Below are 20,939 nucleotides of genomic sequence, written 5' to 3' on the forward strand. Positions count from 1 at the left end.
GCAGCACCACAGCGCCGCGCGTCTCATAAGATGCGCGGCGCTGTGGGAAACTTTTCGGAGGACTGCAATCTCTGTGCTCGTCACAGGGATCCAGCAGCACCGCGTCTGCGGCGCGGGAAGCGTTTTTTCAGCCCAAGGACTTGGGCTGACTGGATTCCTGTGACAAGCACAGGAATGAGGAAATCAAACAAGCGGCCGCGGGCCTCTTCGTTCAACCGATGTCGTTCGGGCGGGTGAGCCTGCTCCTGTCGGTGGTGCGTGGACGGCGCATCTCGCGGGAGTTGACGCCTGGCCGCAAGACAGGCGAGATGGTGCGACGGGAGGACGGTCGCTATCGCGCGCCGATCCGGCCGCATCCGAGATGCCAGCCAAGGGGGAGACCTGTGTTGCCTTTCAAGCGTTTCATCATGAAGTCTGCCGCCATTTTCCTGGCCGCCGCCGGCTTTCTTTCTGCCTGTACCGTGGTCGTCGACGAGCCACGCCCCGGTCCGGGACCGATCCGCCCGCCGGGCCCGCAAATGTGCACGATGGAATTCGCGCCCGTCTGCGGCGAACGCGGCAATCGCATTCGGACCTTCCCCAATGCCTGCCAGGCACGCGCCGACGGCTTCCGTGTCGTTCATCGCGGCGAATGCCGTCCGGCATCCCGTCCGCCGGAAGAGCAGGTCTGCACGCGCGAGTTTTCGCCGGTTTGCGGCCAGCGCGGCCCGCGAAGGCAGACCTTCCCAAATTCGTGCATGGCGCGCGCCGAAGGCTTCCGCGTCGTCGCACCCGGCGAATGCCGCCGTGAGGATGATCGCCCGCAGCAGCCGCAATTCTGCACGCGCGAATTCGCGCCGGTCTGCGGCGAGCGCAATGGACGATCAAGAACGTTCCCGAATGCCTGCGAGGCACGAGCGGACGGGTTCCGCGTCGCCCATCCAGGGGAATGCCGTTAGTCGGACGAAATCCCACAAAGAAAAGGCCCGCACCCGTAAGGATGCGGGCCTTTTCTTTTGTCCCCGCTCGCCCGATTTGGCGTGCGGCCGGCAAGGCTTCGTTTACCACGTTTGCTTAAATTGCTTTGCAAAGCCGACTTTCTCGACCGAGCGCCCGTTTGGCGACATTCCGCAGGTTCATTCTTGGCTGTGGGCAGGCGGCGCACGGACAAGGCCGAAGCTTTGTCATGGATGAAGGCGGCAATCAGTATGGCGTATGTTTCTCTTCTTCATCGTCCACTGGCGGCGCTGCTGTTGTCCATTCCGCTCGTTGCCTGCACGACCGACGTGCTTGCGCCACCGGCCCGAATCGACGGGAGCTCCCGTGTCGGCGCGATCAGGCCGGCGCCTGCAGCCATGCCGGAGCAGGAAGTCGCTGCCTATCCGTCGTCAGAGCCGGTCGCCATGGCCAGCCAGACCTCCGTTGCCCCGGCTTCCAGTAATGCGGCCCTTGCGCCGCAGGGCCAGGTCGCCAGGGCCGGATCGATGACGGTTCCGCCCGAGGGGGTGAACATGGACGCCATGCTCGGCGTCGAACCGGTGGTCGGCCTGGCGCAGGAGCAGGCCGGCGAGATCGCCGAGGGGAATACGACGCAGCCGGTCGTGGCCGGTATCGGCGAAAGCGATGTGCGACAGCTTGCCGGAGCGCCGCAGCCGATGCCGATGCCTGAGGCGAATCCCGGCTATGATCCCGACCTGCCGCCCCTTGCGCCCGCGCAGAGCGCGGCCGAGGAAGTGAATAGAACGCGTGTTCTCGAGCCGCAGCGGGCGACGCGCACTGAGCAGCCGCAGCAGGTCGCTTTCATACCGCGCGCCCGCAGCCCCCTGTCCACGCCGGAATACACCGGCGACATGCCGGGCTCGGAGGTCGCGTGCCGGCAGCGGTTGAAGAAGCTCGGCGTCCTCTTCCGCGACGTTCCGCGCGTCCATAACGGACCGTCCTGTGGCATCGACTACCCGATCGAGCTCAGCGGCCTGTCCGGCGACATCGCCGTCAAACCTGCGGTGAAGCTGAATTGCCAGGTAACGGAAGCCTTCGCCAAGTGGGTGAAATACGAGCTGGCGCCGTCGTCGCGCTACCGTTACTGGTCGGGCGTAAAGACGATCAAGCCCCTCGGCGGCTACTCCTGCCGGACGATGAACTCCCGCCGCGGCAATCCCATGTCGGAACATGCGCGCGGCAACGCGATAGACGTCGGCAAGTTCGTGTTGAAGAACGGCAAGGAAATCGATGTGCGCAAGAAGGGCTTCTTTGCTTTCCGTGAGCGGGGGCTCCTGAAAGCGGTGCGCACGGACAGCTGCAAGTATTTCCACACGGTGCTCGGACCGGGCAGCGATCCTTTCCACAAGGACCATTTCCACTTCGATCTGCGCACGCGCAAGTCCGGTTACCGGCACTGCGATTAGCACGCTGCACAGGCGGACCATCGGTCGGACGGCCCGGCTGACGCCGCGATGGCCTCGTCTCGGGAGAGGAGTCGAGGATGACGGGGCAGGCGTCCAGGGGTATCCGGCGCCTCCCGGTCGGAAAACACCCGCAAGCGAACGCGGCGGACGGCGCCGAACGCGCGGCCGTTCCATTTTATCGCTGCAAATAGCGGCTGCACGCGAATTGTTGACATAAAAAATCAAGTTATCTAACACCGGTTTTGTACCGACGTGCTCGGCTCGTTGCAAAGCGAGTCGGCCGTCTCGGTCGATGTTCTTAGAGGGGTATCTATGGAACTGCGTGTTGGACTGCTGGCTGTCCTGCTGGCAACGGTGAGCCGTGCCGCTTTGGCACAAGATGCGACGGTGCTGGATCGCATCGAGGTGAGGGGCGCCGCGACTGCGACGATAGGCACGGAACCGGAAGACTACGCCGGGGGGCAGGTAGCGCGCGGTGGTCGCGTCGGCTTGCTCGGCAACCGCGACTTCATGGACACGCCGTTCAACATAACCAGCTATACCGCGGCGACGATCGAGAATCAGAATGCGAAGACTGTAGCCGACGTTCTGGCCAACGATCCGTCGGTCAGGAGCACTCACGCCTCCGGCGGAATGCTGGATTCCTTCTACATCAGGGGGTTTCCGCTCAACGAGGGGAATTTTGGCGAAGTCTCCTTCGACGGGGTCTTCGGCGTCGCTCCGACCTTTCGCCTGTTCACCGACTATGCCGAACGTGTGGAGGTTATCAAGGGACCGACGGCACTCCTTTACGGCATCTCTCCGAACAGCAGCGTCGGCGGCAGTATCAATATCGTGCCGAAACGCGCGCCCGAGATTGATCTGACTCGCGTGACGACCGACTATGCCTCCGATCTTTACGGCGGCGGACATCTGGATGTCAGTCGCCGCTTCGGCGACCAGCGCCAGTTCGGCGTCCGCTTCAATGGCAGTTATCGCGGCGGCGACACCGCCATCGACAACCAGTCACTCGACGTCGGTGTCGGCGCAATCGCGCTCGACTACGAGGGCGAAGGCATCCGGGCGACCCTGGACGTCATCGGGCAACGGCAGGACGTCGACGCCCCGCTGCGCCCATTCTTCCCGTTTGGGAATTTCGAAATTCCCGAGGCGCCGGGTGGCCGATCCAATATCCAGGAACCCTGGGAATGGGCGACGACCGAGGACCTGTCCTGGTTGGGGCGGGTCGAATACGACCTGAGTGACGCGGTCACCGTCTTCGCGGCCGTCGGTGGCGGGAATTCGCGGGTCGAGCGCCTCTTTGGCACTCCGCTGCTTCTTAACTCTGCCGGCGACGCCAGTGTCACCCCGCAGAATTTTGTCTTCGATGTCGACCGTCTGACGGCGGAGGCGGGCGTTCGCGCCGAGTTCGAGACGGCGGCCATCGATCACTCGGTCACATTCCAGGTCAACGGGCTTCAGCAACGTCTCGCGCGCGGCTCTAACTCTGGAATCGCGCAGCCAACCAATATCTTCGATCCGCTTCCTCGTCCCGAGCAGGAGGTGCCGCAGCCGACCCATGTGCCAAGAGCTTCGGAGAATATCTTCCATGGTTTCGCGCTTTCCGACACCATGTCGATGTTCGATGAGCGCGTGCAACTGACCTTGGGTGGGCGCTGGCAGCATATCGATACCGAAAACTACAGCCCTGCCACGGGCGCCATCACCGCATCTTCCGACGAGAGCGCTCTGACGCCGCTCGCTGGCATCGTCTTCAAGCCGTGGGAAAACGTCGCGCTTTATGCCAATTACGTTGAGGGCCTCAGCGTCGGCGACACGGCCCCGGCGACGGCCGTCAATTCGGGCGAGACGCTTGCGCCCTACCGATCAAGACAATACGAGATCGGCACCAAAGTCGATCTCGGACGCGTGGCGGTGACCGCCAGCGTGTTTCAGATCGAAAAGCCGTTCGGCGTGCTGGAGACGCAGGGCGGCGGCCTGGTCTTCGCGGAAGGCGGCGAACAGCGCAACCGCGGCGTCGAGTTGAACGTCTTCGGCGAGGTGACACCCGAAATCCGGGTTGTCGGTGGTGTCGCCTTCATCCACGGCGAAATCACGAAAACGAGCGATGACGCGGCGCGTGGCAATACCCCGATCGGGGTGCCCTCTCTGCAGGTCAATCTGGGGGCGGAGTGGGATACGCCCTTCTTGCCTGGTCTGACGCTCACCGGCAATGTCATCCACACGGACGAGCAGTTTGTGAATACGGCAAACACCCAGGAAATTCCCTCCTGGACCCGGCTTGATCTCGGCGCCCGCTACTTGACCGCGATCAACGAGAGGCCGGTCACGTTCCGCGCCAATGTCGAGAATGTCTTCGACCTTGACTACTGGTCCGGCGTTGCAAGTTACGGCACCCTGTCGCAGGGTGCGCCGCTGACGGTGAAGGTCTCCATGACAACCGACTTCTGATTCCACCGAGTATGCCCATGGAGGCGCCGTCGGGCGCCTCCGGCCGTCGAGCGTGCGGTCGAACCGGATCAGCAACCCGCGGATGCAGGCGTGACCGCGTACCTCACGAACGTAGAAAAGCGAAGGCGAGACACTCCGTGGAGAGCCTCACGCGCTTGAATCACCAGGCTGGGCCGATCAGTCAGTGCTGTCGACGAGGCTGACGGCATAGCCGGGACGATAGGGGATGGGCAGAAAACGCCGGTGATACTCGGCAAATGTCGCGTCCGGATCGAGGCTGGCAAAGAGTTCCGGGTGGAGCCATTTCGCCAGTTGCTGGACGGCGAAGAACTCATAGGGGCTGTTGTAGAACTGGTGCCAGATGCCGTGGAAGGTCCGGGTCTTCTGGGCTGCGATGTCGGTGTAGGCGCTGCGGCTGGTGAACCATTCGAGCTTCTGCCGGGTCACCGTCTCATCCGCGCCGGGTCCCAGGGGGATCCAGTGCCCGCCGGGCACGTAGGCTTCCCAGTCGGCGCTGGTAACGACGACATGTTCGGGATTGGCGGCGATCACCTGCTCGGGATTGAGCTGTCCGAACGTGGAAGGAAGAATGTCGCTGCCGATATTGAGGCCGCCGGCGAGTTCGACATACTTGCCGAAGTTTTCGGCCCCGAAGGTAAGGCAGCAATCGTCGGCATAGCCGCCGATCCTCTCGATGAACACCCTCGGGCGCTCGGGCTTGGACGTGCCGATGACGTCGGTCACTCGAGCCATCGCTTCACGGCGGAATGCGATGATCTCTTCCGCGCGCTCCTCGCGCTCCATGATCTTCCCGAGCAGACGGATGGTAGGCTCGGTGTTCTTCAGCGGATGATGGCGGAAATCGATATAGAGAACCGGGATCTGGAGCTCCGCGAGCTTCTCGATATATTTGGCATCTTCGTTCGCACGCATGGCCTCGAGATTGAGCAGGACCACGTCGGGTTTCAGGACGATTGTCGATTCTATGTCGATCAGACCGTTTTCCTTTCCAGGAAATGCCGGAAGCTCCGCCAATCTGGGAAAGGCTTCGAGGTACTGCTTGTATGTCGCCGGATCGGCCTCGATCAGATCGTTGCGCCATGCGACGACGCGAGCCAAGGGATCTTCCGGCTCGAGCGACGCAACAAGGTAGAGTTGCCGTCCCTCACCAAGCAGTACGCGCCTGACCGGCGTATTTACCGTCACCTCGCGGCCGGCGATATCGGTGACCGTAATCGGTGCAGACTTCTCCGCCTCTGTCCGCTCCCCGGCGAACGCAACGGCCGGAACCATCAGGACCAGAAAGGCGATCGCGGCGCAAAGCACCGAAAGTTTTCTCCTCACGACAATTCTCCTCCCTCGAATGATTGACGCGGCCTGTCCCGCAGACAGAGCGCCGACCCGTTCGGTCTATCTCGTGGCCGAAATCGATCGCGCCGGCGAGAGAGACCATGTTCGGGCGGCGGGCCCTCACGCACGCTTTTGCATCGCATACATATCTTGACGAAGGCAATCAAGATTAGGCAGCGCTCGAGACTGTCCGGCATCGTCACGACGCGGCGCGACGCGAGAAAGATTTCTATCGGCTCGCCGAGGAAAGGCGGCACGGCTGGTGTCCGCACTCCAAGAGATTCTACTGGCGCACGGGCAGCAGTCGCTAAGCGGAGCGGCGGCCCTTGACGGAGCGTCAACGTAAATTTGGCTTGGACGGGCTGCAAATCCATGTGAATCGGCCCATATAGAGCAGCACCCTGCCGTCTTTTGCACCTCTTCCCGGATATGTTCCATGGCGCCAATTGTTTCCATCTCCAATCTGTCGAAGACCTATGCCTCGGGGTTTCAGGCCCTGAAGGGCGTCAGCCTCGATATCGAGGAGGGAGAAATTCTTGCCCTCCTCGGTCCGAACGGCGCCGGCAAGACGACGCTCATCTCGATCGTCTGCGGTATTGTCAATGCGACGGGCGGCAAGGTTACCGTCGGCGGCAACGACGTCGTGCGCGACTTCCGCCAGACGCGGGCGATGATAGGCCTTGTGCCGCAGGAACTGACGACCGACGCTTTCGAGACGGTGTGGAACACAGTTTCCTTCTCGCGCGGGCTTCACGGCAGGAAGCCGGATCCGGCGCATATCGAAAAGGTACTGAAAGACCTCTCGCTCTGGAACAAGAAGGACAGCACCCTGCGCGAGCTTTCCGGGGGCATGAAGCGGCGCGTGCTGATCGCCAAGGCGCTCTCGCACGAGCCGCGCGTTCTTTTCCTCGACGAGCCGACGGCCGGTGTCGACGTCAGCCTGCGAAAGAGCATGTGGGAGGTCGTCCAGCGGCTGCGCGCTTCGGGCGTGACGATCATCCTCACGACCCACTATATCGAGGAAGCTGAGGAGATCGCCGACCGGATCGCGGTGATCAACAGCGGCGAGATACTGCTCGTCGAAGACAAGAATGCGCTGATGACGAAACTCGGACGCAAGCAGCTGCGCGTCGATCTGGCCCAACCTCTGGAGCGGGTTCCCGATTCTCTTGCCTCCTACAATTTGTTGCTGGAGGGCGAAGGCGAACGCCTGATCTATGAATACGACACGAGCGCTGATCGGACGGGCATCACGTCGCTGCTCGCGGCGCTGGCCGAGGCGGGCATCAGGCTCCGGGACATTTCCACGAGGCAGAGTTCGCTCGAGGATATTTTCGTTGAGATCGTGGAGGCGGGGCGATGAACATAGAAGCAGTCAAATCCATCTATTTCTTCGAAATGGCACGCACACGCCGCACGCTTCTGCAAAGCGTCGTGTCGCCCGTCATCTCCACTTCGCTCTATTTTATCGTTTTTGGAGCCGCCATCGGTGGACGTATCCAGGAAATCGACGGGATTTCCTACGGTGCCTTCATCACGCCCGGGTTGATGATGCTGACGCTTCTGACGCAGTGCATCGGCAACGGCTCATTCGGGATCTATTTTCCGAAATTCACCGGCACGATCTATGAGGTGCTGTCGTCACCGATATCCATGCTGGAGATTGTGCTCGGTTATGTGGGAGCAGCGGCGACAAAGGGGATGATGATCGGCACGATCATCCTCGTCACGGCCTCGCTGTTCGTCGATCTCAGCATCGCCCATCCCTTCGTGATGCTTTTCTTTTTCGTTCTGACGGCGGTGACCTTCAGTCTGTTCGGTTTCCTGATCGGCATCTGGGCGAAGGATTTCGAGCAGCTCAACCTCATTCCGATGCTGGTGGTCCCGCCGCTCGTCTTCCTCGGCGGCAGCTTCTATTCGATCGACATGCTGCCGCCATTCTGGCGGGCAGTAAGCCACTTCAACCCGGTCCTTTATCTGATCAGCGGCTTCCGCTGGAGCTTCTTCGAGATCTCGGATGTAAATCCGCTCGCCAGCGCGGCAATCATTCTCGTCTTTCTCGCCCTCTGCATGTCCGCACTGACATGGATATTCCGGACCGGGTACAAGCTGCGCAACTGAGGCTGGAGCGGCGGGGGGCTCAGTCCCTGAGCCGGAGCTCGTCGCTGCGCATCTGCAGGAAGTCGAGGGTCGAGAGGAAGCTCATGCCGAGCAGGCTGCTGTCCAGCCGCCCCTCGGCCGCGACCATGGCGCGGATATTCGTCCGCCGGATCGGTCCGATCGCGATCTCCGGCAGGATGACCGGTGCCGCAAGCGCCGGTCCGTTCGCGGTCATGACAGTGATGGTGTAGCCGAGATCGGCGACGTCGAGACCGACCCTCGCCGCGTCCTCATGGGTGAGCACGATACTGCTCGCGCCGGTGTCCACAAGCATGCTGACCTCACGCCCGTTGACGGTCGCATCGGCGGCAAAGTGGCCGTCGATCCGCTTGTGAAGCACCACCTCCTGCTGACCCTCGCTGTCGGTGATGACCATGGCCCTGCCGGGCATAAGTCCTGCCAGCACCCGGTCGCCGACGGACTGAAGGTCGAAGCGGTAGACATAGAGCGCAACGAGGACGAACGCGATCAGCAGCCAGATCGCGATCTGTGTCAGGCCTTCGCCCAGCGTTCGGCGGCTTCTGACGATACCGGCGGCGAAAAGCGTCGCCAGCGCGCCGAGGGCTACGAGCTGTCCGAAATCGTCGTTGTTCATGCCGAACGTTCGGCCGGAATCGTGATTGATGATCAGCAGCACGAGGCCGATGCCGAGTATTGCGAGGAGGACGATCAGTCTGCTCATGAGCCGTTTTGTTCTCGCGCCATGCGCGACCGGCGCGTCTCCCGCCGCGGTTTGCGCTCGACCGTTTCCAGTCGCGCCGGCAAGGCCTGCATGATCGTGTGCCGTTCGGTATCGGTGTAGAGCGTCCAGGCGCCGATCTCCTGACGTGTGCGCCCGCAGCCGAAACAGTAACCGGTCCTATCGTCGATCGTGCAGACGAGAATGCAGGGAGATTCCATGATCGGGACGATGCTCTGCTGTTTCGTTCGAAAATATATCGGCTTTTCAGATGGCCAGTGCAAGAGCGCCCAGAACGGCGATCTCCGTCAGTTGCTGGGTGGCGCCGATGGTGTCGCCGGTATGGCCGCCGACCTTGCGTAAGGCGATCCGGGTGAAGCCTGGCACCGCAAGCCCGAAGGCAGCGAGCGAAAGCAGAACGGCGACGGTCGGGACGTCGGCCAGGAAAAACAGCACGAGCGCGAGGAGCACGCCCGAGCCGAGCGCAACCGATGTCGCCTGCGGCTCGGGTAAACCGGCCGAGGCGGCGACACCGCCGCGGCGGGCAGGCGGAAGGCGGGACCAGTGCCAGACCATCGCGGCGCGGCTCAGCGCGGCGGTCGCAAGCAGCGCAATTCCGCCGCCTATCGGCGTCAGCAGCGGCAGGAAGGCGGCCAGGGCCGAGACGCGAAGGCCGAAGGAAAGAATGAGGGCAACCGCGCCATAGGTACCGATCCGACTGTCCTTCATGATCTCCAGGGCGTTTTCCCGATCGCGCCCGCCGCCGAAACCATCGGCCGTATCCCCAAGGCCGTCCTCATGCAGGGCGCCGGTGACCATCGCCTGCACCGCGACGACGAGGGAGGCGTTGAAGAGCGAGCTCGCGTGTAGCGCGCCCAGAAGGACCGCTATCACGGCGGCAGGAAGGGCGATCAGGATACCCGCAAGAGGGAAGGCGCGCACGGCGCGGCCGAGCCCGCCGTCATAGCCGCGGAAATATCGATCCGGCACGGGAATGCGGCTCAAAAAGGCAACCGACCGTGCGACGTCGTCCCAGAGCTCGCGAATATCTGCCATCTCGTCTCCCGCATCCCGAATCGCCCGGCGTTCCGCGGGATCATGCGAGACGACGGCAAATGGCGCAAATGCCGTTGCCGCGGGCGGCATCACGCTCTATGACGAGCCCCGAACGAGTTTCACGTTGCAAGGATGATCCATGAGCGCCAGCGGCCTGCCGTTTGATGATTTCCGCGAACTACTGCGCAACCTGCCGGGGCCGGATACGGCGGCACTCGTTGCGGCGCGCGAGCGGGACGGGCAATTGACGAAGCCGCCCGGCGCTCTCGGGCGCCTCGAGGAAATCGCCTTCTGGCTTGCCGCCTGGACGGGACGTCCGCCGGCGGTCAACCGGCCGCTCGTCGCGATCTTCGCCGGCAATCACGGCGTGACCCGGCAGGGAGTGACGCCCTTTCCCGCTTCGGTGACGGCGCAGATGGTCGAGAACTTCGCCGCCGGCGGTGCTGCCATCAACCAGATCTGCGTGGCACACGATCTCGGCCTCAAAGTCTTCGATCTGGCGCTCGACTATCCGACCGGAGATATCACCGAGGAACCGGCTCTCTCCGAGCGCGACTGCGCCGCCACCATGGCTTTCGGCATGGAAGCGATTGCCGGAGGCACGGATCTGCTGTGCATCGGCGAAATGGGCATCGGCAACACGACGATCGCGGCCGCCATCAATCTCGGCCTCTATGGCGGCACGGCAGAGGAATGGGTCGGTCCCGGCACCGGTTCGGAAGGCGAGGTGCTCGCGCGCAAGATCGCTGCCGTCGAAAAGGCCGTTGCGCTGCACCGCGATCACTTGTCCGATCCGCTCGAAGTCATGCGGCGGCTCGGCGGCCGCGAGATCGCGGCGATGGCGGGTGCAATTCTCGCGGCGCGGATGCAGAAGGTGCCCGTCATCATCGACGGCTACGTCGCGACCGCGGCCGCGGCGATCCTCAAGGCCGCCAACCCGGCGGCGCTCGACCATTGCCTGATCGGCCATGTATCAAGCGAGCCCGGTCACATGCGGGCGATCGAGAAACTCGGCAAGACACCGCTCCTGGCTCTCGGCATGCGGCTTGGCGAAGGCACGGGTGCGGCTCTTGCAGCAGGCATCGTCAAGGCGGCGGCTGCCTGCCACAGCGGCATGGCGACCTTCGCGCAGGCTGGCGTAAGCAACAAGGAGTAGGGCAGGCCAGCCCACGCGCTTCAGCACGCCTTGGTGCTTGCTGTCGATCGGCCGTCATGCGTGCTATGCTCGTGCCGTGCAGCTATTGATGCGGGGCAGCTTCTCGCATATCGGGGATAAACCGGGTCATTCGGTTCGGGTGGCCTCGCAATGCGGCATTGCCGCCGCCTTTGATTCGCCTCAATAGGAACGTCGAAGCTGTGCCCCCTCCCAACCTGCGAGACGAAATGGACGTCAAGAACACTACCTCCCGCAACGGCGCCACCGCGCCCGTTCAGAAGCATCGTGGTTTCCGGCATCTTTTCGCGGCGGCCAGCTATTCCTTCGGCGGTGCGAAGCGCCTGATCGGCGAGGCGGCCTTTCGGCACGAACTCATCGCCTTCGCCGTCGCGATGGTCGCGTTCGCGATCGTCGGCGCGAACCTGTTCCAGTATGTCGCGATGGCAATCCTGTTTCTGCTGATGATGGCCTTCGAGGCGATCAACACCGCGATCGAGGAAATCGTCGACCGCGTCTCGCCGGAGATCTCGGAGATGGGCAGGAACGCAAAGGATCTCGGCTCGTTCGCGTGCCTTTGCCTCATTCTCGCCAATGCGGCCTATGCGCTGTACGTGATATTCCTCGCTCGCTTCCTGGGCTGATCCGCGACGCCGGCACCACCCTCATTTCCGTGACAGGCACAGGAATGCGGAAGTGGAGGACGCCCGGCAAGCGTTTACGCGAAGCTCCTTCTCCGGCGGGTGAGGGACGGGACGTCCTCGACCGGGGGCAAGCTCTGCAGAACGCGACGCGGCGGCAGGATAGCGATCGCCTCGGTACCTTCCCGGAGTTTCGAGCGCAGGATGAACTGACCGCCATGCTTGGCGAGGATCGCCTGGACGATCGGCAGACCGAGGCCGGTGCCCTGTTCGGCGCTCTTGATGGCGATCGAACCCTGGCCGAAGGCGGATAGGACGATCGGGATCTCCTCTTCCGGAATGCCGGGGCCGTTGTCTCTGATCGAAAGATATTGCCCGCCGCCGGCGGTCCAGCCGACCTTTACGCTGACCTCACCGCCCGACGGGGTGAACTTGACGGCATTCGAAAGGAGGTTGAGGGTCACCTGGCGCATGGCTTTTTCGTCCGCCCAGACGGACGGCATCGCCTGTTCGAACTGATGGGCCATGGTTATGTTCTTGCCGCGCGCACGGAGCTGAACCATGCCGATGCAATCCTCGACGATCTCCGCCAGGTTTACCGCATCCTCGCTGAGCTCGTACTTGCCGGCTTCGATACGCGAAAGATCGAGAATTTCGTTGATGAGATTCAAGAGGTGCTCGCCGGAGCGATGGATGTCCAGCGTGTATTCCTTGTAGGTCGGGTTGGCGAGCGGTCCGAGCACCTCTGTCGACATGACCTCCGAGAAGCCGAGGATGGCATTGAGCGGCGTGCGCAGCTCGTGCGACATCGAGGCCAGGAAACGGGATTTTGCGAGATTCGCCTCTTCGGCGCGGCGGCGAGCCTCGTCCGACATGGACTTCGCCACCTCGAGTTCGGCGATGAGATCGTCCTTCTCGGACTGTACCGAAAGGATATGTACGTTGGCGCGGTTCATCCTGTCGGTCATGAACGCCAGGAAGACAAGCGAGAGCGCCAGGATGCCCGTGAGGCCGATATCGACCGCGTCGCCGGTCGTGAGTGAGGAGAAGCCGAGCGCGGCCAGGACAGGCAGAAACGTGTAATAGAGGGCGTTCCGCAGCAGAAAAGTGCCCATGGCGGTGACCGCAAGGGCAATGAAGAGCACCGTTCCCTCGAACAGACTGGAAGCGATCTCACCGCAGGACGCACAATCCGAAAGCGTGAAGATCGCCCAGCACAGGCCGGTCAGCATCTGGCCGGCGAGGAAGCGGCGGCGCCAGACGGACACTTTTTCGGCGACCACATCCTCGCGTTTGGCCTTTCGCGCGAGAAAGATGGTGACCGCATGCGCGGAAAGCGCCAACAAGGCCCAGGCGAGAAAATGCGGGTCGCCCGAGAGGTAGATGCCGCTGGCGGCGATCAGGATTACGAGGAGGGGCAGGGCCATCGCGCCGTGGAGCACGGACTCGATGTGTAGCAGGAGCATTTCCCGTTCGAAGCCGGACGGTGCCGAGGAACCGGTCTGCAGCCGCTGACGCGTCGCGCGAACGGTCTTCGAAACAGCCTTGTTTCGATGGCTCCGCGACTTGTCCACGATGATCTTGTCGGTCGATGTGCTGGCGGCGATGCTCATGCTTCTGGTCAGGATTGGGTTCAGCTTGCACTCTAGGATGCAATCCTTAAGAAGTTGCTGCCCCCATGAAGGATTCGGCAACCATTGTGGCGCGATTGCGGTTTTCGAGGCCGGGATGGGCAGGAAGAACAACACGAGGAGGCGCGGGGCGTGAAGTCGCAAGACCGCAGATTCCGGATCGTCGGCGGCAGCGGCGCCAGCCCGGGCTCTTCCGGAAGGCGCTTTGGATTTGGTCGCTCCGGGTTTCCCGAGCGGCGAAAGAGGCCGTCCGGCAGCGGCGGCATGGCCGGCGGTTGGATTTTCCTGATCCTTCTCGGTATCGGCGCCTACATAGCCGCGCAGCTGCCGCCCTCGGAACGGCCCGTGACCGGCGAGTTGCGCGGCTCGGCGTCGGCGAGCGATGGCGACAGCCTGCGGCTCGACGGACGCCGCATACGCATCGAAGGCATCGATGCACCGGAGATCGGCCAGATGTGTCGACGCGGGGAAACCGCGTGGGACTGCGGCGCCCAGGCGCGGCAACGGTTGATTGCTCTCATCGCGGGAACAACGACCGTCTGCCGGCTCCATGGCCACGATCGCTATGGTCGGGAACTCGGTGTCTGCGCGGCTGGCGGGACCGACCTCGGAAGAGAAATGGTCCTCTCCGGTCATGCGGTCAGCTATGGACTCTACCGTGACGAAGAAGAAACGGCGCGAACGGGCCGGCGAGGGCTCTGGGGCGGCGATTTCGTCAGGCCGCAGGAATGGCGGCGTTCGAACGGCGGTGCGGAGGAGATTCCGCACCGGGCGGGTGACTGGCTGGAGACCATTATTCAATGGCTTCAGGAGTATTCGAGCGCGATCATGGCGAGGATCGGCGGTGACTGAGGAGCGGCTGCAGGCGTTGAGGGCGGCGATCTCGATCTGTCGCCGGTGCCGTGACGAGCCGGCGCGCGGCGAAGACCACCGGCTGCCGCACGAGCCGAGGCCGGCGGCGGTGCTTTCCGCGTCGGCGCGGATTCTGATCGCCGGGCAGGCGCCCGGATTGCGGGTCCATGAAAGCGGCCTTCCCTTCAACGATGCCTCTGGCGATCGGCTGCGGCAATGGCTGTCGGTGGACCGGGCGGCATTCTACGATCCGCAAAATTTCGCCATCGTGCCGATGGGTTTCTGTTTCCCGGGCTACGACAGCCACGGCAGCGATCTGCCGCCGAGACGCGAATGCGCGCCGCTGTGGCGGCAGAGGGTGATGGACGCGATGCCGCAGATCGAGCTGGTGCTTGCGGTCGGTCATTATGCGCAGCGTTGGCATCTCGGAAGGGAGTGTCCTAAATCCATGACGGAGACCGTGCGCAACTGGCAACGCTACGCGAGACGCAATTCCGGCGTCTCCGTATTGCCGCTGCCGCATCCGAGCTGGCGCAATACCGGCTGGCTCCGGCGTCATCCCTGGTTTGAGGCCGAGTTGCTGCCCTTCCTGCGCGAACGGGTGAGGGCGCTGACGACGTGAAACAATTTTCTTTATTTTCACGATTACCGCGCTATAGAGGGAAAAATATTCGAGAGGATTTTCCATGGATCGCCTAGACCGCAAGATCCTGCGGCTGTTGCAGGAAGACTCGACCTTGGCCGTAGCCGACCTCGCCAAGAAGGTCGGGCTTTCCACGACGCCATGCTGGCGGCGCATCCAGAAGATGGAAGAGGAAGGCGTGATCCGCCGCCGTGTCGCGCTTCTCGATCCGGTGAAGGTCAACACCAAGGTCACCGTATTCGTTTCCGTGCGCACCAATTCGCATTCGATGGAGTGGCTGCGGCGGTTCTCCGAAGTCGTGGCGGATTTTCCGGAAGTGGTGGAATTCTATCGCATGAGCGGCGACGTGGATTATCTCCTGCGCGTGGTCGTGCCGGATATCGCCGCCTATGATGCCTTCTACAAGCGTCTGATCGCCAAGATCGAGATCCGCGACGTTTCCTCGGCCTTCGCAATGGAGCAGATCAAGTATACGACGCAGCTACCGCTCGATTACATGGTCATCGACCAGGCGAAGTCGAGCGAGGACTAGAAGACCGGGTCGTTATCCTCGCTCAAGCCGGGTATGACGCGGAGGGATGGTGCGATAGGTCCTCAAGACATGCGGCTGCCCAGCCGCGTGCAATGCCGATCTCGATGGTTCGGTACGGCTCCCGCTACCCTTTCTCCGGCGCGAACCTCTCCACCCGCCATCCACGGGCAGGTTTGACGACTGCGTGCCGCCATAGAGGCCATTCAACCGGTGATGACGATTAGTAGGGGCCGGGATTTCGACCCTTTCCGTTGAAACATCGGGTCGGAAATGCTATCTAGATTGCAAATCTAGATAGGTGGTTGCCATGGCCTTGAGCATCAAGACAGAGGAAGCCGACCGGCTGGCGCGGGAGTTGTCTCGCCTGACCGGCGAAACCATGACCGACGCCATCACGCAGGCCATGCGCGAGCGGCTGGAACGGCTGCGTGCCGAGCGGGAGGCGCAGGCCGACTATGTTGCGCGCATGAAGGCCTTCGTCCGCGAGCGCGCCGGCCGCTACGATCGCCGTCCGGTCACGAAGCAGGAATGGGATGAAGCGGTTGGCGATACGGCTGAAGAACTCGGTGTTCACCGTTGATGGTCGTGGACGCGTCCGCCATCATCGCGATCATGTTCGAGGAGGCGGAAGCGCCTGACTGCATGGCTGCTCTTCAGACAGAGGCCCTGCGCCTCATATCGGCTGTGAACTATGTCGAAGCCGGTACTGTCATGGCCGGCAGGATCAAGGATGGAGACCGGCATGAGGCGATTGCCGATCTCGACGCGTTTCTGTCCGACTTCGGCATAGCGGTTGCGCCCATAGACGATAACCTTGCTCGTGCCGCCATGAGGGCGCGTCTGGATTACGGCAAGAGATTCGGCACGCGCGGCGGCCTGAACTTCGGCGATTGCTTCGCCTATGCCCTGGCCAAACGGCATTCCGCTCCTCTTCTCTACGTTGGCGACGATTTCGCGCTGACCGACGTTCAATCTGGACTGGCGCGCTAGACGCAGAGAGTCCGGGTGGAGATGAAGAATGGCGAGGCCTCGAAGAACGAGGTTTGTCAGGCTCGGTTAAAACTCGGGCTTGACTTGAGAAACCATTCGCGAGCCGCTGGAAAGCCGCTGGCGGACCCTGCTGTTCGTCAGTTCGCGCAACGCGTCCTTGCCCGTCCATCGTGCCGTACGGTCCGTGCTCGCCGCGAGCTTTTGCGCGAGCGCCAGGGCCGGTCCGTGGCAGGCGGGGCTGCGCTTGCCGATCTGCCTGAGTGCCCAATTCACCGACTTCTTCACGAAGTTGCGCTCGTCGGCGGCGTGAGTCTCGATCAGCGGCAGCCAGGCAAGCAGCGTCGAATCAGGCTCCTTCTTGAGATGCACGGCGGCTGTTGCGATCATCGCGAAGGCCAGGCGGCGGACGAATTCCCGCTCATCGGCGGCGAATTCAGGGATGAGCACTTGCTCGAGGCGCGCACCGACGAAGAGGTCGGCAACGGTATCGACCACCTCCCAGGAGTCGCAGGCATTCGCCCATTGCCACGCTTCAGCGAGCTTCAGCGCCTTCGGGTCCGCGGTGAATGCTGCCAGCAGGCGTGCTTCGCGGATGCCGGAGGTCCAGAGGTCGAGCGCACGGGCATGGTCGGTCTTTACCGTGCGCGCGACGCGACGAAGCTCAACGTTCGAAACGCCCAGGGCGGTTTCGGTCGCAATGCCGAAGCGCGCCATGCCGGCGATGTTTTCGTCCGAGCCGAGGGCGCGGAGATATTCGATGATCTCTTCCGCCGTCGACGCCGGGGCCGGCGTCATTTTTCGAGCCGGGCGAGCAGGGAAGACGTATCCCAGCGATTGCCGCCAACCGCCTGGATGTCGCCGTAGAACTGGTCGACGAGGGCGGTCACCGGGAGCTTGGCGCCGTTGCGCCTGGCCTCGGCAAGGACGATGTCCAGATCCTTGCGCATCCAGTCGACCGCGAAGCCGAAGTCATATTTGCCTTCGTTCATGGTCTTGTGGCGATTTTCCATCTGCCAGGAACCGGCCGCTCCCTTGGAGATGACCTCGATCACCTTCTCGATGTCGAGCCCTGCTTTCTTGCCGAAGTGGATTCCCTCTGCGAGCCCCTGGACGAGGCCAGCGATACAGATCTGATTGATCATTTTGGTCAGTTGGCCGGCGCCGGCGGGGCCCATCAAGCCGACCATCCGGGCATAGGCGTCGATGACGGGCCTGGCCTTGTCGAAGGCTCCCGCATCGCCCCCGCACATGACGGTGAGCACGCCGTTTTCCGCTCCGGCCTGCCCGCCGGAGACGGGCGCGTCGATGAAATGCGCACCCTTCGCCGCCGCCGCCGCGTAGAGCTCGCGGGCAACCGCGGCCGATGCCGTCGTGTTGTCGATGAAGATCGACCCGGCTACCATCGTTTCGAAGGCGCCGTTCTCTCCCGTGGTGACGGAGCGGAGGTCGTCGTCATTGCCGACGCAGGCAAAGACGAAATCCTGGCCCTTGGCCGCTTCGGCCGGCGTTGCGGCGGTCCGGCCGCCGAATGCCGCTGCCCATTGCTCCGCCTTGGCTGCAGTCCGGTTATAGACCGTGACATCGTGCCCGCCGCGGGCCTTGAGATGACCGGCCATCGGATACCCCATGACGCCGAGACCGATGAATGCGACTTTGGCCATTTCCTTGAGACTCCCTTATCGATGGCGTGTTTGCGGCCGACGATAGCCGCGGCCGCAGCAGCCTGCAATCAGGGTTTGAAGCGGGCGGTCACCAGTTGGCCGGCAATCGGCTCGCCTTCCTCCATGCGCACCGTGATGTCGGTGATGTCGACGATCTCGAACCCGGTCGCCGCCAGGCGCTCGCGCAGGTAGGTTTCCGAGTGGGCGAAGCGCTGGTGCGGTCCGACGGCGAAGCCTTGACCCGCCGTGGTCCCGCCCGGCAGGCTCTCGCTCGAGAAAATCAGGAGCCCGCCCGGCACCAGATTGTCGACTGCGCCGAAGAACAGCGGCTCCAAGGCGCCGATATAGGGCAGGACGTCGGTTGCGGCGATCAGGTCGAAGGGTTCGTCGTCATTGTCATCGAGGAAATCGACCGCCTCTGCGACATAGAGCGTCTCGTAGAGGTCCTTCTCATGGGCGATCTCAACCATGTTTTCCGAAAGGTCTACGCCGGTTATGTCTTCCGCCATGTCGCGTAGCGCGCCTCCGGTCAGCCCGGTGCCGCAGCCGAGATCGAGGATCCGCTTGAACGGTCCGAGCCCGAGCGCCTGAAGCCGCTGGCGCACGAGCAGTGGCACGCAATAGTGGAGCTGGTCGACGAGAACATTGTCGAAGACGTCGGCGTGCTGATCGAAGAGTGTTGCCACATAGGCGTCCGAAGCCTTGAGCGGCGTCTCACCGCGCCCCATCGATGCAAGCCGAACGGCGGCGCCGCCGTGGTCCTCCGGGTCGATTTCCAGGACTTCCCGATAGGCGGCGGCCGCCGCGTCGAAATGCCCGGACTTCTCCAAGGCAAGCGCTCGGTTATAGGCCTCTGCGAGGGCCTCCTCGTCGATCTTCTTGATTTTCTGCGTCATGGGCGCTTCATACGACCCCCGGCGGCCTTTGACAATCGCCGGTCGCGGCCGTCCCTGTCACTGGCCGGTTCAGCTCGATAATAACCTGTTCTTTGGCGGAACGGCGACGGTTTCCGTCGACGCGGGATTATACCACCTCGCGGCCCGAGGAGAGGTCCCGCCGAGGCGGCGACGGGAACATTCGCCTGCGGTAAAGATTTTGAGCAGGTCGGGGACGCGCGCCATTTAACCTTGATCGAAAAGGAGTCATCATTCCTAAAAGAATGAAAAATCGGGAGGAATGCCGATGTCTGCCGAATTGAGCCCGTTGACATTGGAAACGGAGATGCCGGAGCGGCAAACGCCGCCTCTGCCGCAGACACCGCAGGAGACGATCAACGCGATCATCCACTATTATCGCGGCGAAATCGGGCGGATGGCCGGTTGGCGGGACCGCATAGACCGAACATCGAACTGGGCGATCACCGTGGTCGCAGCGATGCTTTCGGTCTCGCTCTCGACGCCGTCGTCCCATCACGGTGTTCTTCTCTTTGCCATGCTGCTCATCAGCCTGTTGCTGCTGATCGAAGCGCGGCGTTACCGTTTCTTCGACGTCTATCGCGCCCGCGTGCGCCAGATGGAACGCGGCTACTTCGCGCAAATCTTGTGCCCTGAAGGCACGCCGAGCTTCAAATGGTCGGTGTCGATCGCCAAGAGCCTGCGCCAGCCGGCTTTCCTGATGGGCTACAGGGAGGCCCTCTGCCGGCGGTTACAGCGCAATTATTGCTGGATGTACCTGATCCTGCTCCTGGCATGGGCGCTGAAGATTTCCTCGCCGAAGATTTCGAGCACGGGAGAGCCTTTCGGCCATGTCCGTTCCTGGGCCGATGTTGCCGAGAACGCCGCTCTTGGTCCCGTGCCTGGCCTTGCCGTGGCGATCGGCGTCGCGCTCTTCTATGCGGTCGTGCTCTACGGTTCGCTCCACAGGGCGACAGGCGCCGGCGAATTGGCGCATGGCGAGGTCCATGTCTGAGACCTGCGTGCACCGCTGCGCCGCATTGCTGATCCCGCCTTCAGAAATTCTCAGTTGATGCGGGCGCGCAGGCCTGCTTCAACTGCGCTTCTCTCGGTCATGCCAAAAGGAGCACAAGATGAGCGAACAGAAGGTGGCGATCGTCACGGCCGGCGGTTCCGGCATGGGGGCCGAGGCGGCAAGGAGGATGGCGGCAGAGGGTTACAGGGTTGCCGTCCTGTCTTCGTCCGGCAAGGGCGAGGCGCTCGCCAAGGAACTCGGCGGAATCGGCGTTACCGGATCGAACCAGTCGAACGACGATCTGAAGCGGCTCGTCGACGCAGCCTATGATGCCTGGGGGCGCGTGGACGCGCTGATCAATTCGGCCGGGCATGGCCCGCGGGCTCCGGTGCTCGAACTCACCGACGAGGAATGGCACCGGGGTATGGATGTCTATTTTCTCAACGTCGTGCGGCCAACCCGGCTGGTGACGCCGATCATGGTGGAGCAGAAATCCGGCAGCATCGTCAATATTTCCACCTACGCCGCCTTCGAACCCGACCCCTTGTTTCCGACGTCGGGGGTCTTCCGTTCCGGGCTTGCGGCTTTCACCAAGCTCTTCGCCGATCGGTATGCCGCCGACAATGTCCGCATGAACAACGTTCTGCCCGGCTTTATCGACAGTCTGCCCGAAACGGAGGAACGGCGTCAGCGGATTCCGATGGGACGTTACGGCGCATCGGAGGAGGTGGCCGAGTTGATCGCGCTGCTCGCAAGCGATCGCGGAGGCTATATCACCGGCCAGAACATCCGGATCGACGGCGGCATCACCCGATCCGTCTGACACATCCGACAACGACGTGCGCCGG

22 protein-coding genes are annotated in these 20,939 nt (G+C 62.9%); 14 read left to right on the top strand and 8 right to left on the bottom strand.

Annotation, left to right across the window (positions count from 1 at the left end; translation table 11 throughout):
- The first annotated feature begins 383 nt into the window (after window positions 1-383).
- The 3 genes from AC6CIG_RS07390 to AC6CIG_RS07400 all read left to right on the top strand — a co-directional run bounded on the left by AC6CIG_RS07390 (window position 384) and on the right by AC6CIG_RS07400 (window position 4,835).
- Entirely contained in the window at window positions 384-938 is a 555-nt protein-coding gene (locus tag AC6CIG_RS07390) for a Kazal-type serine protease inhibitor domain-containing protein (RefSeq protein ID WP_018095185.1), read from the top strand.
- Between the two features lie 249 nt (window positions 939-1,187).
- Window positions 1,188-2,384 carry an extensin-like domain-containing protein gene (locus AC6CIG_RS07395; protein ID WP_437407625.1) on the top strand — a complete coding sequence of 399 codons (1,197 nt, stop codon included), beginning with the start codon at window positions 1,188-1,190 and terminating at the stop codon, window positions 2,382-2,384.
- A gap of 312 nt (window positions 2,385-2,696) precedes the next feature.
- Complete coding sequence (locus AC6CIG_RS07400; RefSeq protein ID WP_437412249.1) at window positions 2,697-4,835, top strand: TonB-dependent receptor; 2,139 nt, start codon at window positions 2,697-2,699, stop codon at window positions 4,833-4,835.
- Window positions 4,836-5,012: 177 nt separating this feature from the next.
- On the opposite strand, the gene AC6CIG_RS07405 is transcribed toward AC6CIG_RS07400, so the two are convergent.
- Window positions 5,013-6,128 carry an ABC transporter substrate-binding protein gene (locus AC6CIG_RS07405; protein WP_437407815.1) on the bottom strand — a complete coding sequence of 372 codons (1,116 nt, stop codon included), beginning with the start codon at window positions 6,126-6,128 and terminating at the stop codon, window positions 5,013-5,015.
- A gap of 493 nt (window positions 6,129-6,621) precedes the next feature.
- Between AC6CIG_RS07405 and AC6CIG_RS07410 the strand changes: the two genes are divergently transcribed.
- Together AC6CIG_RS07410 and AC6CIG_RS07415 are read left to right on the top strand one after the other, a co-directional pair.
- Complete coding sequence (locus AC6CIG_RS07410) at window positions 6,622-7,548, top strand: ABC transporter ATP-binding protein (RefSeq protein ID WP_100673069.1); 927 nt, start codon at window positions 6,622-6,624, stop codon at window positions 7,546-7,548.
- Complete coding sequence (locus AC6CIG_RS07415) at window positions 7,545-8,306, top strand: ABC transporter permease (RefSeq protein WP_003535321.1); 762 nt, start codon at window positions 7,545-7,547, stop codon at window positions 8,304-8,306. Before AC6CIG_RS07410 ends, AC6CIG_RS07415 begins: the two co-directional genes overlap by 4 nt.
- Before the next feature lie 19 nt (window positions 8,307-8,325).
- Here AC6CIG_RS07415 and AC6CIG_RS07420 read toward each other — a convergent pair whose 3' ends face one another.
- From AC6CIG_RS07420 to AC6CIG_RS07430, 3 genes are read right to left on the bottom strand one after another with little or no spacing between them, the layout of a single operon-like run.
- Window positions 8,326-9,027 carry a TIGR02281 family clan AA aspartic protease gene (locus AC6CIG_RS07420; RefSeq protein ID WP_018095179.1) on the bottom strand — a complete coding sequence of 234 codons (702 nt, stop codon included), beginning with the start codon at window positions 9,025-9,027 and terminating at the stop codon, window positions 8,326-8,328.
- Window positions 9,024-9,245, bottom strand: coding sequence for a DUF1289 domain-containing protein (locus tag AC6CIG_RS07425; protein WP_020487477.1), 222 nt, complete (start codon window positions 9,243-9,245; stop codon window positions 9,024-9,026). Before AC6CIG_RS07425 ends, AC6CIG_RS07420 begins: the two co-directional genes overlap by 4 nt.
- Window positions 9,246-9,291: 46 nt before the next feature.
- Window positions 9,292-10,080: an adenosylcobinamide-GDP ribazoletransferase gene (locus tag AC6CIG_RS07430; RefSeq protein ID WP_026168619.1), complete on the bottom strand. Its 789-nt coding sequence runs from the start codon at window positions 10,078-10,080 to the stop codon at window positions 9,292-9,294.
- A gap of 139 nt (window positions 10,081-10,219) precedes the next feature.
- Between AC6CIG_RS07430 and cobT the strand changes: the two genes are divergently transcribed.
- Window positions 10,220-11,236: a nicotinate-nucleotide--dimethylbenzimidazole phosphoribosyltransferase gene (gene cobT, locus AC6CIG_RS07435; RefSeq protein WP_018095176.1), complete on the top strand. Its 1,017-nt coding sequence runs from the start codon at window positions 10,220-10,222 to the stop codon at window positions 11,234-11,236.
- Window positions 11,237-11,463: 227 nt separating this feature from the next.
- Window positions 11,464-11,877 (top strand): diacylglycerol kinase, encoded by a 414-nt coding sequence (locus AC6CIG_RS07440; protein ID WP_018095175.1) that lies wholly within the window; start codon window positions 11,464-11,466, stop codon window positions 11,875-11,877.
- Window positions 11,878-11,951: 74 nt separating this feature from the next.
- Here AC6CIG_RS07440 and AC6CIG_RS07445 read toward each other — a convergent pair whose 3' ends face one another.
- A complete protein-coding gene (locus AC6CIG_RS07445; protein ID WP_018095174.1) occupies window positions 11,952-13,487 on the bottom strand; it encodes a sensor histidine kinase in 1,536 nt (511 codons plus the stop codon).
- 150 nt (window positions 13,488-13,637) lie between these two features.
- Here AC6CIG_RS07445 and AC6CIG_RS07450 point away from each other — a divergent pair, with 150 nt between their 5' ends.
- The 5 genes from AC6CIG_RS07450 to AC6CIG_RS07470 all read left to right on the top strand — a co-directional run bounded on the left by AC6CIG_RS07450 (window position 13,638) and on the right by AC6CIG_RS07470 (window position 16,522).
- On the top strand, window positions 13,638-14,357 hold the full coding sequence (locus tag AC6CIG_RS07450; protein WP_164867044.1) for a thermonuclease family protein: 720 nt from the start codon (window positions 13,638-13,640) through the stop codon (window positions 14,355-14,357).
- On the top strand, window positions 14,350-14,979 hold the full coding sequence (locus AC6CIG_RS07455; protein WP_437407627.1) for a uracil-DNA glycosylase family protein: 630 nt from the start codon (window positions 14,350-14,352) through the stop codon (window positions 14,977-14,979). Before AC6CIG_RS07450 ends, AC6CIG_RS07455 begins: the two co-directional genes overlap by 8 nt.
- Window positions 14,980-15,043: 64 nt before the next feature.
- On the top strand, window positions 15,044-15,532 hold the full coding sequence (locus tag AC6CIG_RS07460; RefSeq protein WP_003535303.1) for an Lrp/AsnC family transcriptional regulator: 489 nt from the start codon (window positions 15,044-15,046) through the stop codon (window positions 15,530-15,532).
- A gap of 307 nt (window positions 15,533-15,839) precedes the next feature.
- Entirely contained in the window at window positions 15,840-16,112 is a 273-nt protein-coding gene (locus AC6CIG_RS07465) for a type II toxin-antitoxin system VapB family antitoxin (RefSeq protein WP_018095171.1), read from the top strand.
- Window positions 16,112-16,522: a type II toxin-antitoxin system VapC family toxin gene (locus tag AC6CIG_RS07470; RefSeq protein WP_437407628.1), complete on the top strand. Its 411-nt coding sequence runs from the start codon at window positions 16,112-16,114 to the stop codon at window positions 16,520-16,522. The genes AC6CIG_RS07465 and AC6CIG_RS07470 overlap by 1 nt, the downstream gene beginning before the upstream one ends.
- Before the next feature lie 66 nt (window positions 16,523-16,588).
- Here the strand turns inward: AC6CIG_RS07470 and AC6CIG_RS07475 are convergent, their stop codons facing one another.
- The 3 genes from AC6CIG_RS07475 to AC6CIG_RS07485 all read right to left on the bottom strand — a co-directional run bounded on the left by AC6CIG_RS07475 (window position 16,589) and on the right by AC6CIG_RS07485 (window position 19,079).
- Complete coding sequence (locus AC6CIG_RS07475) at window positions 16,589-17,317, bottom strand: DNA alkylation repair protein (RefSeq protein ID WP_437407629.1); 729 nt, start codon at window positions 17,315-17,317, stop codon at window positions 16,589-16,591.
- Complete coding sequence (locus AC6CIG_RS07480; RefSeq protein ID WP_437407630.1) at window positions 17,314-18,183, bottom strand: NAD(P)-dependent oxidoreductase; 870 nt, start codon at window positions 18,181-18,183, stop codon at window positions 17,314-17,316. The genes AC6CIG_RS07475 and AC6CIG_RS07480 overlap by 4 nt, the downstream gene beginning before the upstream one ends.
- Window positions 18,184-18,251: 68 nt before the next feature.
- Window positions 18,252-19,079, bottom strand: a complete 828-nt coding sequence (locus tag AC6CIG_RS07485) for a class I SAM-dependent DNA methyltransferase (protein WP_100673078.1) — start codon at window positions 19,077-19,079, stop codon at window positions 18,252-18,254.
- 286 nt (window positions 19,080-19,365) lie between these two features.
- On the opposite strand from AC6CIG_RS07485, the gene AC6CIG_RS07490 reads away from it, so the two are divergent.
- Window positions 19,366-20,091: a DUF2270 domain-containing protein gene (locus tag AC6CIG_RS07490; protein ID WP_018095166.1), complete on the top strand. Its 726-nt coding sequence runs from the start codon at window positions 19,366-19,368 to the stop codon at window positions 20,089-20,091.
- Between the two features lie 118 nt (window positions 20,092-20,209).
- Window positions 20,210-20,914: an SDR family oxidoreductase gene (locus tag AC6CIG_RS07495; RefSeq protein ID WP_018095165.1), complete on the top strand. Its 705-nt coding sequence runs from the start codon at window positions 20,210-20,212 to the stop codon at window positions 20,912-20,914.
- The last annotated feature ends 25 nt before the right edge of the window (window positions 20,915-20,939 follow it).

This window comes from Sinorhizobium sp. GQ132 (assembly GCF_059758575.1).

What these genes read in the sequence shown, in the direction of transcription:
- AC6CIG_RS07405 (WP_437407815.1), bottom strand. Translation starts at nt 6,128, where the DNA reads ATGGTTCCGGCCGTTGCGTTCGCCGGGGAGCGGACAGAGGCGGAGAAG.
- AC6CIG_RS07490 (WP_018095166.1), top strand. Translation starts at nt 19,366, where the DNA reads ATGTCTGCCGAATTGAGCCCGTTGACATTGGAAACGGAGATGCCGGAG.
- AC6CIG_RS07485 (WP_100673078.1), bottom strand. Translation starts at nt 19,079, where the DNA reads ATGACGCAGAAAATCAAGAAGATCGACGAGGAGGCCCTCGCAGAGGCC.
- AC6CIG_RS07445 (WP_018095174.1), bottom strand. Translation starts at nt 13,487, where the DNA reads ATGAGCATCGCCGCCAGCACATCGACCGACAAGATCATCGTGGACAAG.
- AC6CIG_RS07420 (WP_018095179.1), bottom strand. Translation starts at nt 9,027, where the DNA reads ATGAGCAGACTGATCGTCCTCCTCGCAATACTCGGCATCGGCCTCGTG.
- AC6CIG_RS07480 (WP_437407630.1), bottom strand. Translation starts at nt 18,183, where the DNA reads ATGGCCAAAGTCGCATTCATCGGTCTCGGCGTCATGGGGTATCCGATG.
- AC6CIG_RS07470 (WP_437407628.1), top strand. Translation starts at nt 16,112, where the DNA reads ATGGTCGTGGACGCGTCCGCCATCATCGCGATCATGTTCGAGGAGGCG.
- AC6CIG_RS07430 (WP_026168619.1), bottom strand. Translation starts at nt 10,080, where the DNA reads ATGGCAGATATTCGCGAGCTCTGGGACGACGTCGCACGGTCGGTTGCC.
- cobT (WP_018095176.1), top strand. Translation starts at nt 10,220, where the DNA reads ATGAGCGCCAGCGGCCTGCCGTTTGATGATTTCCGCGAACTACTGCGC.
- AC6CIG_RS07495 (WP_018095165.1), top strand. Translation starts at nt 20,210, where the DNA reads ATGAGCGAACAGAAGGTGGCGATCGTCACGGCCGGCGGTTCCGGCATG.
- AC6CIG_RS07425 (WP_020487477.1), bottom strand. Translation starts at nt 9,245, where the DNA reads ATGGAATCTCCCTGCATTCTCGTCTGCACGATCGACGATAGGACCGGT.
- AC6CIG_RS07465 (WP_018095171.1), top strand. Translation starts at nt 15,840, where the DNA reads ATGGCCTTGAGCATCAAGACAGAGGAAGCCGACCGGCTGGCGCGGGAG.
- AC6CIG_RS07440 (WP_018095175.1), top strand. Translation starts at nt 11,464, where the DNA reads ATGGACGTCAAGAACACTACCTCCCGCAACGGCGCCACCGCGCCCGTT.
- AC6CIG_RS07460 (WP_003535303.1), top strand. Translation starts at nt 15,044, where the DNA reads ATGGATCGCCTAGACCGCAAGATCCTGCGGCTGTTGCAGGAAGACTCG.
- AC6CIG_RS07400 (WP_437412249.1), top strand. Translation starts at nt 2,697, where the DNA reads ATGGAACTGCGTGTTGGACTGCTGGCTGTCCTGCTGGCAACGGTGAGC.
- AC6CIG_RS07475 (WP_437407629.1), bottom strand. Translation starts at nt 17,317, where the DNA reads ATGACGCCGGCCCCGGCGTCGACGGCGGAAGAGATCATCGAATATCTC.
- AC6CIG_RS07395 (WP_437407625.1), top strand. Translation starts at nt 1,188, where the DNA reads ATGGCGTATGTTTCTCTTCTTCATCGTCCACTGGCGGCGCTGCTGTTG.
- AC6CIG_RS07415 (WP_003535321.1), top strand. Translation starts at nt 7,545, where the DNA reads ATGAACATAGAAGCAGTCAAATCCATCTATTTCTTCGAAATGGCACGC.
- AC6CIG_RS07410 (WP_100673069.1), top strand. Translation starts at nt 6,622, where the DNA reads ATGGCGCCAATTGTTTCCATCTCCAATCTGTCGAAGACCTATGCCTCG.